This is a genomic window from Spirochaetae bacterium HGW-Spirochaetae-1, from assembly GCA_002839375.1.
Taxonomy (GTDB): Bacteria; Spirochaetota; UBA4802; order UBA4802; family UBA5550; genus PGXY01.
Genome location: PGXY01000011.1, coordinates 156,065 through 168,969 on the forward strand (window position 1 = coordinate 156,065; position 12,905 = coordinate 168,969).

The 12,905-nt window shown below is 47.6% G+C and carries 16 protein-coding genes and 1 pseudogene; 7 read left to right on the top strand and 10 right to left on the bottom strand.

The genetic code is table 11. The features are described 5' to 3' along the window. Window positions 1–18 precede the first annotated feature (18 nt). The 4 genes from CVV44_21405 to CVV44_21420 all read left to right on the top strand — a co-directional run bounded on the left by CVV44_21405 (window position 19) and on the right by CVV44_21420 (window position 4,259). On the top strand, window positions 19–1,143 hold the full coding sequence (locus CVV44_21405) for a hypothetical protein (GenBank protein ID PKL35370.1): 1,125 nt from the start codon (window positions 19–21) through the stop codon (window positions 1,141–1,143). Window positions 1,144–1,170: 27 nt separating this feature from the next. Continuing rightward, window positions 1,171–1,776 carry a hypothetical protein gene (locus tag CVV44_21410; protein PKL35371.1) on the top strand — a complete coding sequence of 202 codons (606 nt, stop codon included), beginning with the start codon at window positions 1,171–1,173 and terminating at the stop codon, window positions 1,774–1,776. Window positions 1,777–2,293: 517 nt separating this feature from the next. Further along, window positions 2,294–3,598, top strand: coding sequence for a hypothetical protein (locus CVV44_21415; protein ID PKL35372.1), 1,305 nt, complete (start codon window positions 2,294–2,296; stop codon window positions 3,596–3,598). Continuing rightward, window positions 3,585–4,259 (top strand): hypothetical protein, encoded by a 675-nt coding sequence (locus tag CVV44_21420; protein ID PKL35373.1) that lies wholly within the window; start codon window positions 3,585–3,587, stop codon window positions 4,257–4,259. Before CVV44_21415 ends, CVV44_21420 begins: the two co-directional genes overlap by 14 nt. Window positions 4,260–4,805: 546 nt before the next feature. Here the strand turns inward: CVV44_21420 and CVV44_21425 are convergent. Beyond that, a complete protein-coding gene (locus CVV44_21425) occupies window positions 4,806–5,012 on the bottom strand; it encodes a hypothetical protein (protein PKL35374.1) in 207 nt (68 codons plus the stop codon). A 4-nt stretch (window positions 5,013–5,016) separates the two neighbouring features. Further along, the gene (locus CVV44_21430) at window positions 5,017–5,253 is read right to left on the bottom strand and encodes a hypothetical protein (protein PKL35375.1); all 237 of its coding nucleotides are present in this window, start codon (window positions 5,251–5,253) and stop codon (window positions 5,017–5,019) included. 231 nt (window positions 5,254–5,484) lie between these two features. Between CVV44_21430 and CVV44_21435 the strand changes: the two genes are divergently transcribed. Beyond that, window positions 5,485–5,865: a hypothetical protein gene (locus CVV44_21435; protein ID PKL35376.1), complete on the top strand. Its 381-nt coding sequence runs from the start codon at window positions 5,485–5,487 to the stop codon at window positions 5,863–5,865. Between the two features lie 239 nt (window positions 5,866–6,104). Here the strand turns inward: CVV44_21435 and CVV44_21440 are convergent, their stop codons facing one another. Genes CVV44_21440 through CVV44_21450 form a run of 3 tightly spaced genes read right to left on the bottom strand, consistent with a single transcriptional unit; the run spans window position 6,105 to window position 6,636 of the window. Further along, entirely contained in the window at window positions 6,105–6,341 is a 237-nt protein-coding gene (locus tag CVV44_21440) for a DUF2442 domain-containing protein (protein PKL35576.1), read from the bottom strand. Next, window positions 6,334–6,459: a hypothetical protein gene (locus CVV44_21445; protein PKL35577.1), complete on the bottom strand. Its 126-nt coding sequence runs from the start codon at window positions 6,457–6,459 to the stop codon at window positions 6,334–6,336. The genes CVV44_21440 and CVV44_21445 overlap by 8 nt, the downstream gene beginning before the upstream one ends. Further along, complete coding sequence (locus CVV44_21450; GenBank protein ID PKL35578.1) at window positions 6,460–6,636, bottom strand: hypothetical protein; 177 nt, start codon at window positions 6,634–6,636, stop codon at window positions 6,460–6,462. A gap of 358 nt (window positions 6,637–6,994) precedes the next feature. Between CVV44_21450 and CVV44_21455 the strand changes: the two are divergent. Both CVV44_21455 and CVV44_21460 read left to right on the top strand, forming a co-directional pair. Continuing rightward, a pseudogene (locus CVV44_21455) lies at window positions 6,995–7,258 on the top strand (hypothetical protein). Next, window positions 7,227–7,589 carry an XRE family transcriptional regulator gene (locus CVV44_21460; GenBank protein ID PKL35377.1) on the top strand — a complete coding sequence of 121 codons (363 nt, stop codon included), beginning with the start codon at window positions 7,227–7,229 and terminating at the stop codon, window positions 7,587–7,589. Before CVV44_21455 ends, CVV44_21460 begins: the two are co-directional and overlap by 32 nt. Window positions 7,590–8,031: 442 nt before the next feature. On the opposite strand, the gene hrpB is transcribed toward CVV44_21460, so the two are convergent. The 5 genes from hrpB to CVV44_21485 form a co-directional block, all read right to left on the bottom strand. After that, complete coding sequence (gene hrpB, locus CVV44_21465) at window positions 8,032–10,533, bottom strand: ATP-dependent helicase HrpB (protein PKL35378.1); 2,502 nt, start codon at window positions 10,531–10,533, stop codon at window positions 8,032–8,034. Window positions 10,534–10,667: 134 nt separating this feature from the next. Next, window positions 10,668–11,255, bottom strand: a complete 588-nt coding sequence (locus CVV44_21470; GenBank protein PKL35379.1) for a hypothetical protein — start codon at window positions 11,253–11,255, stop codon at window positions 10,668–10,670. After that, window positions 11,242–11,655: a hypothetical protein gene (locus tag CVV44_21475; GenBank protein ID PKL35380.1), complete on the bottom strand. Its 414-nt coding sequence runs from the start codon at window positions 11,653–11,655 to the stop codon at window positions 11,242–11,244. The genes CVV44_21470 and CVV44_21475 overlap by 14 nt, the downstream gene beginning before the upstream one ends. Beyond that, a complete protein-coding gene (locus CVV44_21480; GenBank protein PKL35381.1) occupies window positions 11,656–12,057 on the bottom strand; it encodes a hypothetical protein in 402 nt (133 codons plus the stop codon). After that, a complete protein-coding gene (locus tag CVV44_21485) occupies window positions 12,035–12,793 on the bottom strand; it encodes a hypothetical protein (protein PKL35382.1) in 759 nt (252 codons plus the stop codon). The genes CVV44_21480 and CVV44_21485 overlap by 23 nt, the downstream gene beginning before the upstream one ends. Window positions 12,794–12,905: the final 112 nt, after the last annotated feature.

A 12,905-nucleotide genomic window follows, 5' to 3' on the forward strand; every position in this document is an offset into this window, starting at 1 on the left:
GAGGTGCTGTATCCGTCCATGTATTTCGGCATAGAAAAACAGTATACGACGGGCGGCACGGAGATCGAAGAAAGCCATTGTGCGGTGAATAACGTGTACCTCAACGGTGTCCGGGTAGCGGTCGTTGCCCCTTCGGGCCAGGCCCTATATTACTTGACAGACCAGGTTGACTCCGTAAAGGTAGTGGTCAATGATTCGGGTCTGCCCATTAAGAGATTCGAGTATTTGCCCTACGGCGAGACGTGGTTCGAAGAAGGTGAAGGGAGTCACGCGCCGAAATACAATAGCCAGGAACTGGACCTGGAGACCGGGTATTATTTTTATAATGCGCGGCATTACGATCCGGAGATAAACAGGTTTGTGACTGCCGACAATGTGATTGATGGTGAGTACGATACGCAGGGGTGGAATCGGTATATGTACTGTCATGGGAATCCGGTGATGTATTTAGATCCCACAGGACATGGAATTCTTGATATATTCAGAAGTGGGGGAGAAGCCTTAAACGAGGCTGGAACTAAATTGAATAAGGCTGTTAATAATTTAATACATGGAGAGCAAAAAGGAACAGAAGCAGAAATTAATCCAATTAAGAATGAAATGTTGAAAAATTACAATTCTAAAACAAAATCAACAAGAATTGGTAATACTAAAATAAATATGGCGCAAGTGACTGATCCTGAAAAAGCAATAAACGGAATGAATAATAAGACTCTGGACGTACTTGGAGATATGACTAAAAAATTTGAACTGACGAGTATGACAATTAGTAGTTTAGCAAGAAAACCGTTATCAGATGATCCTAAAAAAGATCCACATAGATATGAGGAATATGATAATGCAGGTGGCGGAAGAGGAGTTGATATAACGGATGTAACATCAAAAAAATATGGTTATGCTAGGTTGCAGGGAAAAACTGATTCTGATCCAAAATTTGAGCAAAAGAATGAATCATCATTAACGGAAAAAATTACAGATTATCTGAGAGATGACAAAAGGGTAAAACAAGTCATTACGCCGTGGAGAGTTATTGATAAATATAATCAAAGAGATCCAGAAAGACCCAATGAAATTTGGACAAATCCGTCTGGAGCAAGTAAAAATGATTGGCAACATAAAAATCATCTTCATTTTGGAACGTAAAAACTAAGTAATAGGAGACTATTGAAAATGAAAATTCTAAAATTAGTGCTTTTTGTTTCATTGATATTGTTTCAAGATAATTTTATCAAAGCAGATGAAAATGAGTTCGTTATTGCGATTGCTGATAATATTAATGTCAGGAGTGAACCAACTACAAGTTCATCAATATTATCTAAAGTTTATATCACAAAACAAGTAATGATATTAAAAAGGAAAGGGAAAAAAATCAAACTAGGAGATATTGAAGGCGAATGGATATTTATAGATACTCGATCTTATGCTAAAGGAACTAAAAGTACTGTAAAAGGGTGGGCGTTCGATTATTATTTTGCAAAAATAAATGATTTTAAAAAAATGGATTCATTCAAATCCTGTTCCATCGAAGGTGTAGTTGGTGATTATCTATTATCCTATAAGTTTAATGATAATGGTGCATATAAGAGAAAAATATATAATGCTGAATCAGGAAAATACGATTTTATAGGTGGACATCTATATCGTTTAAAAGATGTAGTAGCGGCAATTGATGCTGATAAGAAATATGAATTATTTTATTTTACACCAAAAGGTATCTTATGTAGTCAACAGTATGATGAAACTGGTCAGATCTGCTCTCAGTGCAAGGATAAATGAACAGTCACGGTATTCACCCGACACTCGTCAGGAATAGTTTCTAGTTTAAAGCAAAAGTCTTACAGAAACTTTGGACTAGAAACTTGAAACTATTTCAAGTATTCACCTGACACTCCCCCGAAAAAAAATAAAGGCAGTCAATACTTCCCTTTAACACCAACCAATCTCCGGACACCATGCCGGGTTTACCTCACCCCCAGCCCCTCTCCCACAGGAGAGGGGCGATTCGTAAGGAAATAACAGACGTTGTACAAAAATTATGATCAGCCATCAACCGTCTCATCCCGCCCTCGGGCCAGAACGGCGGAGCAGGGAAAAACCAAAAAATATATTTCACATAAGATGAGCAGGCATGGACGCCTGCGAAGGAAGGGCGCGAGGATGATCAGGATGATCTTCCGTAGCGCCCCGTGCAGTCCTATGTTTAGAATAAATCGCTTCGACGTTATGGACAGAGCGGCGGGATAAAATTGATAATCGATAATAACAGATAAAAAAAAGAAAAAGTTAGCGAGGCATGGACGCCGAGCGGATAGGGCGTTCTACTCCAAGCAGGAGGCTTAAAAAAGAACGCCCGTTAGAGAGAGGCCAGGTCGTGGGAGAGTACTTCTACGACGACCAGGGATTCCGGGTGCGCAAAGTCTCGCGCCGCACCGTGGCAGGAGAAGACCGGCAGATAGAGGTGCTGTACCCCTCCATGTATTTCGGCATAGAAAAACAGTACACGGCCGGCGGCACGGAGATCGAAGAAAGCCACTGCGCAGTGAATAATGTGTACCTCAATGGTGTACGGGTGGCAGTCGTTGCCCCTTCGGGTCAGGCCCTTTACTACTTGACAGACCAGGTTGACTCGGTAAAAGTAGTGGTGAATGACAGCGGTCTGCCGATTAAACGGTTCGAGTATTTGCCCTACGGAGAAACCTGGTTCGAGGAAGGTGAAGGGAGCCACGCGCCGAAATATAACTCGCAGGAACTGGACCTGGAGACCGGGTATTATTTCTATAATGCCAGGCATTATGATCCGGAGATAAACAGGTTTGTGACTGCCGACAATGTGATTGATGGTGAGTACGATACGCAGGGGTGGAATCGGTATAGTTATGTTAAAGGGAATCCTATAGCATATAAGGACCCGACGGGGCATGAGGCTGACTATTTTGCAAGCACTGGTGGAGAAATGCCAAGTTTTGGTCAGATGTGGAATTTTCTGACTGGCAAGGGGGGAGGACAAGGAGGCGGTAAGAGTGATTCATCTGGTGTAAAAGAAAAATTGCAAAATGTTAAAATTAGGGAAGTAAATAATAAAGCAAAACAATATATAAATCAATACGATAAAGTTGCACCAAATGGAGATTCCGCATGCAATGTTTCTTTAGTTGCAATGTTTACTGGTGAAGATCCAAATAAAATAAGAGCAGAAATTAGGAAAAAATATGGAGACTCTCAGAATGAAGATTATCTTATTAAGTATTTAAAAGATGATAAAAAATACAATGTTAAAGCAATAACAAAATATTCAAAAGATGGCAATGCCCCAACTGAAGATGATTTCTCGAAAATGAGAGAAGAAATAGATAGTGGAAAAAAAGTATTTTATCATATGAAAGGTCACTATACAATGTTGAAGGGTTATCGTGAAAAAGATGTTGATGGTGAAAAATCTTATGAATATATTTTCAATGACCCAGGAGGAGATAGGAAAATAAAAGGATACTATTCAAGGAATTTGCCTTTAGAAAGTGGGAAAGATACAACCTATTCTCAATCGATGCTAGAAAAAATAGGAATAAAAGGGAGGACGTGGTCAGTTGAAGAGAAATAATATTATCGCAAACATTATTCTTACATTATTAATATTTTCTATATTCAATGCTTATTCTAAAGATCATCCAATCTCTTTAATTGATTGCAATGAAGATGAATGGGTGGCTAGAGTAGAAAAAGCGAAGAATAAAATTATTGCATCATCGGTACATGTGACAGAAGGAAAATATAATTATATTCCTGAAAACTTGGTTGATAATAAGACTGATACATGTTGGTGCCCTGACAATAATGGTATTAATCAATTTGTCATTATTAAAATACCTAAAAAATCAAAAGGATTCCGAATTTCAAACGGAGTTGGAAAATCAAAACAATTATATTATGAAAATAATCGAGTAAAAACTTTGTACTGGGCGTTAATATCTGAAAGAATTTATGAGTCTGAAGAAGAGATGGAAAATGATTCGTGTAGAGCGCGAGACCCGAATCTAAAATATGGCGTAGCTTTTCAAACACCGCCTGGGCTTAAATTAATTCAAATTATTGATACACCCGAACCACAAAAAATATTGTTTAAAAATTATGAATATTTTTCTTGGGAGTTAAATAATTTAAAAAAATCTCAAAACGTCTATCTGGTAATAAGTATTACTGATATATATAAAGGTTCGAAGTATAATGATACATGTATTTCAGAAATAGAGATTATTCCTTAGTGTGAACAGTGATGGTGTTGACCCGACACTCTCCGGGAATGGTTGTTAGTTTCAGGTTTCGAGTCTCTGGTTTCAGGCAAGAGTCTTCCGGAAACTTTAAACTTGAAACTATTTCAAATAATTCCCCCAACACTCCCCTGAAAAAATAAAGGCATTCAACACTTTCATTTAACAGCAACCAATCTCCGGACCCGGCCCCGGGTTTACCTCGCCCCCGGGGCCCCTCCTTCGGCGCCTTTTACGACACTACCGTCGCGCGCCGAAACGCACGCGTCCTGCGTGCAGTCCCACAGGAGAGGGCTCACTGGCCGGAATGTGGCTCTTGCCATAACCGGTCAAATCCCCCTCGGTCCCCCTTTAATAAAGGGGGAAGGAAGATTCTGGCAGGGGATTTGGACCCGGGAGAAAGAACCGGAAATTGCATCAACCGTCTCATCCCGCCCTCGGGCCAGAACGTCGGAGCAGGGAAAAACCAAAAAATAAATTCTACATAAGATGAGCAGGCACAGGGTGTCGGTTGCTCGTGATTCATCCCGCCGAAAGTTGTTACGCGGTTTTCCCGGCAAATTCCTTGTATGAAAATTCGGGCAACGAGGCATTTTTTTTCGCGTGTTCGATCGTCATGCTGACGAGGTTCCCGTCTTTGTCGAGGTCGATATAGATATTCTCATTTATTTCTTTCGTTTCAATTATTTCCTTTTCGGAGAATTCTATGTGAGCGGTATCGGTATCGAAAAAGTATTTAATATTCATATTGTCACCTTTTGAAAAAGTTCCGGTCAAAAAAAGCATTGTGTACTGTTTCCGCATCGGGAAGCAGTATGATCCGCAAATATTTATTTTCTTCACTGATGAATGCCCAGCGCCTTATTCTGCCATCTGCCTGTATTTCCTCGTGTTCATATCGATCAATGACATGTTGAATCCACTCAATTTTTATATTGCATCGATCCGGCCTGGAGCGCGTATAGAGAAAATATTCCGTAAATTTCATAAGTTTTCAATATAAGGTAAATTTAACACCAAACCAGGATACACGGCAATAAAAATATTAACAAGCAAAATTTGCCTGCAAACAATAATATAGTACATTTTGTAAAAAATATTCCTTTGTTGGAAATGCTTGAATATGCGTGAGTAACTGGAAGTTATTCCCCGGACGCGCCGCGTCCGCTGATGATTGCATGCCGTGACCGCGTGAGGGACGCGCAGGGGCACGCCCAACATCAACTATTCATCGGCCTTCGGCGGGATCAGCGCCGTGGTGGACCCCAACGGCAATGCCACGCTCTTCGAGTACGACGATTACGGCCGCCTGGCCCGCCAGCGCGCCAATACGGACAGCGGTATACGCACCCTGAACGAGTATTCGTACAGTGAGACCTTTCCGCTGCGGGGCAGCTTCACGCGCTTTACCGGTACGGCTGACCCGGCCGTGGGAATGAGCGCCTACGCGCCAGGTTTACCTCACCCCGGCTCCGCCGCGCCCTTCCTTCGGCGCTTTTTGCGACATCGTGTCGCGCGCCGAAACGCACGCGTCCTGCGTGCAGTCCCACGGGAGAGGGGTGACTCTGTCAGAGTCTCAAAGACTTTATATGAACGTTAGTCGATATAAATAGCAATTATACATGTAACAAACGGTGTCCAGCAGAAAGGCAGACACGACGTCGGCCCGGTAGGGGGAAAGGATAGTTTAAAGTTGGAAAGATTAAAGTTCAAAAAATATTCTTTTGGATACTTTCAACTTTTAATTTTAAACTTGCGGCATTAAACATTTTTATCCATGAAACAATTCGAAGACCCTCTCCGGGCAGGGGACTTATATGAAAGACATTTATCCGGAGTTTAGTGAACCCCAAGAAGTCCTTCAACGGACAAGTCCTCGTCTATGTCCTTCCAGCTGATCCCCTGTCCTCTTCCAATCAGCCGCCAACTGTTTCGCTGTTCCGGTGTAGCCTGGAGAAGCCGGGGGAAGTACGCTATAGGGACGCTGATGATCCTTCCGTCCTCCAGGTAAATTGTCAGCATTTCACTGTCGATTTTAACATCTGTGGCGTTTGCCGAGAAGCTGTGGTCATGCATTGAAGTGGTCATTCCATTTATCCTCTATCATTGCCTGGTTTTCAAAAATAATCTCAATAATTCTTTTCAGTTCTTTTGGTTTGAAGCCTTCATTCTTTGCCGGTTTAATCGGTTTAATTCAGAATTTTGCCACGTTGCCGGCTTTTTCAATATGTACATGAATGGGTTCGTGTTTTTCATTGCTGTAAAAGAAAAAAAGAAAAATCGAACCCCGTCTTTTGTAAATATAAGCGGCATATTTCTCCTGGTTATCAATGATAATATAATAATGTGGCCGGGTCTTGGGATAGTCAATAGTTTTTCAGAGGAGGCAGGAAAAATTGGAGCTGAAATGGCGCGGGTGAACATCTGCTATTGACGGAATATCCGGGAACCGGAACCGGTGAAATATCCCTCGGTCCCCCTTCGGGATAAAGGGGGGAATGAAGATTGCGGGCAGGGGATTTGGACTCGGAAGATGGAACCGGAAATTGCATCAACCGTCTCATCCCGCGTCTGGCCATGATGGCAGTGCGGGCTAGTCGAAGAGAAGGGTTTTCAGCGGACCTTATAGTCATTGCAAGTGGCACCGGCAGAGTATTAAGGCTTAACATAAACGGGCTACAAGAGAAAAAATAATTTGACAAGTAATCAAAAATAGCTTACATAGTAATATGTAAAGAGTAAAGATCAAGAAACAAGCCCTCAAAAGTATTATGAAGATGCCAAAGGCTATACAGGGTGTATTTCGAGATCTTGTCAGGGATTTAGAGACATCAGGTCCTGTTCGGCCATCATGGCCTCATTATAGTAAATTGGGAAAAGAACAGTATCATTGCCATCTTTCCCATAAGTGGGTTGCCTGTTGGAGGAAAGAGGGAGATGCGGTAATTATCGAGGTATACTATGCAGGTTCACGTGAAAACGCCCCGTATTAACATAGAAATGAAAGGGGAGATTCCTGAAGAAATCGTCAGAGTTATCAGGAAAGTATATGGAAAGAAGGCTGTTATTTCAGAGGATGATACCTTGGTGAACATTCGGGACACCGAGTGGTTTAAAGATATTGATGCCCGGTTGACCCCTGGAAAGGCTATGGCAAATTACCGCAAGCTTTTGAAACTTACACAGGCCGAACTCGGTGAAAAGCTCGGCGGTATTCCGAAACAAAACATCTCGCAGATGGAATGCGATGTGCGGCCGATAAGCAAGAAAGTCGCAAAGCAACTCGCGGCGCTCTATAAAGTCTCTGTGGAAGAATTCATATAATGTGAGCAAAGACAGTACTTACCCGACACTCGGCTAAGGAAAGTTCAAAGTCACAAGGTTTAAAATCTAAAAATGATTCCGGTAAGGACAGTTCAAAGTTCTGAAAGTTAATCTTGAAAGAAGATTCCAGCCGGATACTTTCAACTTTTATCTTTAAACATTTAATAAATATTTAATTGTCCTTAACAACCTGTATCCAGCTAGAAGGCCGAGACGACGTCGGCCCGGTCGAGTCGGCCACGATGGCCGTTGCGAGACCGCTACCAGTGATTCGTGTAACAGGTTGATAAACAGAGATTTCTGCTTGCAAAAAATATCTTCACAGAATAAATTCCACTACAGAAAAAAGTAAGCCGCAGCGGCGAATGAGCTGAAGCCTCCGCCGGCAACTGAGGCGGCGCCCTTTTCGCCCCTTTTGTGGCGCTATAAAAGGGGCTACACCCTATTTCCTCGGCTTTGCCCGGCTTGTGGGTTCGGCCTCGCGCGGATTGTCGGGCCAGGAGTGTCGCGGGTACCGGCCCCGGAGCTCCTTCTTTACCTCGGGATAGGAGCGGTCCCAGAACCCGTCCAGGTCGCGCGTGATCTGGATGGGCCTTCCTGCCGGAGAAAGAAGGTGAAGCAGAAGCGGTTCGCCGCAGAGCGCCGGGGTTTCCCGTGAGCCGAAAAATTCCTGAAGGCGTGCGGCAATAATGGGGATGTCGCCCGATTCATAATCAATTGATTTATGTGTTCCCGATGGGAGGACCCACTGTTCCGGCGCCAGGGTGTCGAGCTGTCGGATATTTCCCCATCCCAGCCTGTTTTTCAGTGCCTGCAAAACCGTATCGTCGGTAAAAACCGGCCCGCCGTCATAGCGGCCGTACGGAATGAGCCACTCCCCGAACTCAGCAGCCAGAGACTCGGGTGCAAAGTCGGGCCATGTGCTCTGACCTCCGAATCTGCGGACAAACATGATCCTGGCGCAGAGCCGCCGCGCCTGATCATTCCAGGGAAGGCATGAAAGGCCCTCTTTTGAAACCCGGTCAAAGGCGGCACGGCGCAGCTCATTTTCCGGCGGCAGTAATCCCCGTTTCTCCCTGAGGACAAGTTTTTTCAGCCGCACCTGTGATTGACATCGCGGGACCCATTCGTTCCATTCCGTGATATGCTCCTCAACGGGCTGTCCGGCAAGGCCGCTTTCCAGGTCGCTCAGACTTATAGGCGCGGCCAGGAATATGCGGGCGTCGGTTTCTCCGCCGTCCATTTCAGCAGCGGCAAGGTATTCCGCGTTGCCCAGGCTGCCGGCAAGGCGCGCGCCCCGTCCTGTTGCCATGAGCCACCGGGTAACGGGACCCCCATCGGTCAGGCGCGCTGCCCGGTCCGGGTATGCCGTAAGGAGGAGTCTTCCGGCCAGTTCCGGATCTATATCATTTTCCGTTATTTTCCGCTGATCAAACCCGGCATTGCCGATGATGCGCCGCGCCTCATCGGCAATGCGTCGGGCAGAACCTTCAGTCATGGCGCTTCGCTCGCCCCTGGCCCAGGCTGCCCATGCCGTCAGCCTATCGCGGAAATCAGGATCATTGCCGCCCATGGAGTCCCTTTCTTCGAGAAGGGCCGCTGTAACGGCTGCCGTGGCGACCCAGCCTTTTTCTGCCGCTGTTATTATCATGCGGCCCAGTCGCGGGTGAAGTCCCAGGCGGGCCGCTTTACGGCCCGTGTCGGTTATGCGGCCCGTATTATCGAGAAGGCCCAGGTCCGCAAGCAGGGAAGAGGCCCGTTCAAGGCCGCCGCGGGGAGGCACGGTGAGCCAGGTAAGGTCCAGGGGAGAGGCGCCCCACAAAGCCGTTTCCAGGAAAAGGGGAGCCAGATCCGATTCAATAATCTCAGGCTGGGAGAATTCCTCGCGCATGTCATTTTCAGGCCACCAGCGGAGACAGGTCCCGGGACCGGTACGGCCCGCTCGCCCTTTCCGCTGTTCAGCCGATGCGATGCTGATCGGAGCGGTGTCCCAGTGGTCCATGCCGGTTCGCGGCAGGTAGCGGACTCTGCGCTCCAGGCCCGTATCTACCACGACACGGACGCCGGGAATCGTGAGGCTCGTCTCGGCTACATTTGTCGAGAGAATTATCCTGCTGCGACTGCCGGGAGGCGGGTTGAGCACCCTGCGCTGATCGTCGGGCAGCAGCCGGCCGTGGAGTATGGTAATATCTGCTCCGGCAGCCTGTCGGCCTTTTTCCAGGATTTCCTGCGTGCGGCGGATTTCCCTGAATCCCGGCAGGAATACCAGGATATCGCCGCTTCCTTCCGCGGACAGTATCTCCCCTGCCTCGGTGGCAAGTCTTGCGGCACCTTCCCATGACTTTTCACCGGGAAAAGGAGGACGATAAAAAACACGTACCGGGTGTGTCCGTCCCGGTATGGAAATGCACTGCGCGCCGCCGAAGATGCTTTGAATATCCGCTGCGGGCAGCGTGGCTGACATGAAAAGTATATTGAGGTCCGGGCGAAGCGTCGTACGGCAGTCCAGTGACAGGGCCAGGGCAATATCGGCCTGGAGACTCCGCTCATGGAACTCATCAAAGATCAGTGTCCCGTATCCTTCCAGTGACTGGTCGTTTTGTATGATGCGTGTGAGGATTCCCTCGGTGACCACTTCTAAGCGGGCCGCGGGTCCGGTCACGGTCTCTGTCCTGGTTCTGAGTCCCACGGTTTTACCGATTTTTTCTCCCAACAGAGAGGCGATGCGGTCAGCCGCTGCACGCGCCGCTATCCTCCTGGGCTGGAGGAGGAGGATCTTTGATCCGGAGAAATTACGATGAGAGAGAAGATGCCATGGAACAAGTGTCGTCTTTCCCGCGCCGGTTTCGGCATGGAGTAGGAGAGTTCTGTCATGGGCAAGCGTCGCGGCTATCTCATCGAGACGGGAATATACGGGAAGGGACAGGGTTTCGTTTGTTGTCATGCTTGTATTCTCAGTCGTGAATGATTGATGAAAGATATTTCCGGCTGGATAATTATGTCAATAGATAAATTGCAGGGCGGTATACCGGGTTCCTGCAGGCCGGGAGCCGACGGGCGGTTCTGAATAGAGGGGAATTATCCCTCGAGCCTGAACCGGATGGGGAGCCGTATCCTGCATTTGACCGGCTCGCGTGACGGGGTTTTGGCCGGATAAAATTTTATGCACCTGGCCCAGGCCAGGACTGCCTTGTCAAATTCGAGGCCCAGGGACTGCACGATCTTTCCGAAGACTACGGTCCCGTCGGTGTTGATGCCGATTTCGATCACAACGAGTCCCTCGACCCCTTCTTTCCTCATGCTGTCGGGATATTTGGGGAGCCGCGAAAAGAGCGGTTTGGGCGGACGGATCGAGTCGCCGGGATCATTGAACTCGCCGCTGTCGTCACCGAAGATGAGGGGCTCCTCGGGTGTCTTTTCGATAGAGGCCTCGGACTTCTCGTCGGCTACCTGTATCTCGCCCGGGGCTTTGGCGCCGCTCAGTTTGAGTTCCACCATGTCAAAAAATTTGTACTCCTCGTTCAGGGATGCTTCGCCTGATCCGCTCCACTGCACCAGGACGAGGAGGGACAGGATGAAAAAAAACGAGAAGACCGACCATCCCAGCTGGGGCCGGAGCCTGAAATAATGTGCGATTCGGTTTATGTAGACGCTAATTATCTGCATTTTCCTTTTTCCTGGTCAGGAGAACAATGTTGAATACGCCCGAATCGCGCAGCATCTCCATGACCGTGTTGATCCTGCTGAAACCAACTTCCCGGTCGGCACCGATCATTCCCTTGACGCGGGGATTGGCCGCTGCCCGGTATTTCGCCGTGGAAATGAGATCATCGGCCGATATGGGCGCACCGTTAATGAAGAGGCCGCCTTCCCGGGACAGCCACACGTGGAAATATCCCCCGCTCGTGGTGGTCGATATTTCCGAAAGGGGAAGGTCCACGGGAATGCTCTTCTCCATGTCCACGGCGCTGGTCAGTATGAAAAAGATGAGCAGAATAAAGGCAATATCCGCCATGGAAGAAACGGGCACCAGGGGGAGCTGTTTTGTTTTTCTCTTGATGGCCATTCAGAACGTCCGTATGGAAAATCTCGATTCACCGGCACGCTTGATAGCGTCTATGACCGCCACGGCCTTTTCATAGGGGAGAGAACCGGAAATTTTCAGAAGCAGTGCTGATTTCGGCGATGCTTCGCGTTTTTCCTTCATGAGCGAGGTGATTTCCGGAACCGGGCATTTCTTCCCGTTGAAGAGGATGGCTCCGTCGGCCTTCAGTTCTATCTCGATGAGCTGGTCAGGCGATACCTGCATGGCCGGCCGCGCCGGGTCGGGGAGGGTTATGACGAGTCCCTCCTTGACAAGGAAAACCGAAGTGACGAGAAAAAATATGATGAGCAGAAAGGCCACATCAGACATGGACGAGAGGGGAACCTCCGCCGCGGAATTTTTAGTTCGCTTTATCTTTACCATCTTCCCTCAGAATTGTTTCAACAATGTCGGAGGCGAGCCTCTCAATCTCGGCGACGAAGGAGTCGATCCGGTGAGTGAAGTAATTGGAGAAGGCGAACATGGGGATAGCCACAATGAGGCCTGCTTCAGTGGTGATCAGGGCCTCGAATATCCCGCCAGCCACGAGCCTCGCGCTGATCTGGTCCGCCGCGGCAATGGTCTGGAAGGCGCCGATCATGCCCGAAACCGTACCGAGAAAACCCAGAAGGGGCGCGATATTCCCGATCGATGAGATCATGGTCAGTCCCTTTTCAAGCGATGCCGTCTCAATCGCTCCTGCCGCAGCTATACCCTTTTCCACGTGATCAAGGCCTAGTTTCCGCATGTGAAGTCCCTTGAGCAGTATTCTCGAAATGAGGATATTTTTTTCGGCGCAGAGCTTTTCGGCTTCGGCAGTGCCGCCCTGTTTTATCACCTCGTCGAATTCCGTAATGAACTCCCTGGGGTTTATGTTTATTTTCCGGTAGAAAAGATACCGCTCAATGATGAAGCCCATACCGGCGGCGGCGCACAGGAGCAGGGGCCACATGAAGAGGCCTCCCTTCATAAACCAGTCGAGAAGGGATATGCTTTCAGTCTCCATGTTCTCTCCGGCTTCAATTTTATTTATACCGGTATTTTCCAGGGCAGGTGCTTCTTCGGCGGCGAAGACGGCGCCGCCTGCTGCGGCCCGCATCATTATGGGATTCGTCGGCATCACGGAAAACAGAGTTATACTAATTAAAAAGATCCTGATTATCACTGGAATATCTCCTCTTTTTCGGTTTCAATGGAAGTGTTATCCGGGACATGCATCCTGGAAAAATAAC

What these genes read in the sequence shown, in the direction of transcription:
- CVV44_21405 (PKL35370.1), top strand. Translation starts at nt 19, where the DNA reads ATGTATTTCGGCATAGAAAAACAGTATACGACGGGCGGCACGGAGATC.
- CVV44_21410 (PKL35371.1), top strand. Translation starts at nt 1,171, where the DNA reads ATGAAAATTCTAAAATTAGTGCTTTTTGTTTCATTGATATTGTTTCAA.
- CVV44_21415 (PKL35372.1), top strand. Translation starts at nt 2,294, where the DNA reads ATGGACGCCGAGCGGATAGGGCGTTCTACTCCAAGCAGGAGGCTTAAA.
- CVV44_21425 (PKL35374.1), bottom strand. Translation starts at nt 5,012, where the DNA reads ATGAATATTAAATACTTTTTCGATACCGATACCGCTCACATAGAATTC.
- CVV44_21430 (PKL35375.1), bottom strand. Translation starts at nt 5,253, where the DNA reads ATGAAATTTACGGAATATTTTCTCTATACGCGCTCCAGGCCGGATCGA.
- CVV44_21440 (PKL35576.1), bottom strand. Translation starts at nt 6,341, where the DNA reads ATGCATGACCACAGCTTCTCGGCAAACGCCACAGATGTTAAAATCGAC.
- CVV44_21460 (PKL35377.1), top strand. Translation starts at nt 7,227, where the DNA reads ATGCAGGTTCACGTGAAAACGCCCCGTATTAACATAGAAATGAAAGGG.
- hrpB (PKL35378.1), bottom strand. Translation starts at nt 10,533, where the DNA reads ATGACAACAAACGAAACCCTGTCCCTTCCCGTATATTCCCGTCTCGAT.
- CVV44_21470 (PKL35379.1), bottom strand. Translation starts at nt 11,255, where the DNA reads ATGCAGATAATTAGCGTCTACATAAACCGAATCGCACATTATTTCAGG.
- CVV44_21475 (PKL35380.1), bottom strand. Translation starts at nt 11,655, where the DNA reads ATGGCCATCAAGAGAAAAACAAAACAGCTCCCCCTGGTGCCCGTTTCT.
- CVV44_21480 (PKL35381.1), bottom strand. Translation starts at nt 12,057, where the DNA reads ATGGTAAAGATAAAGCGAACTAAAAATTCCGCGGCGGAGGTTCCCCTC.
- CVV44_21485 (PKL35382.1), bottom strand. Translation starts at nt 12,793, where the DNA reads ATGCCGACGAATCCCATAATGATGCGGGCCGCAGCAGGCGGCGCCGTC.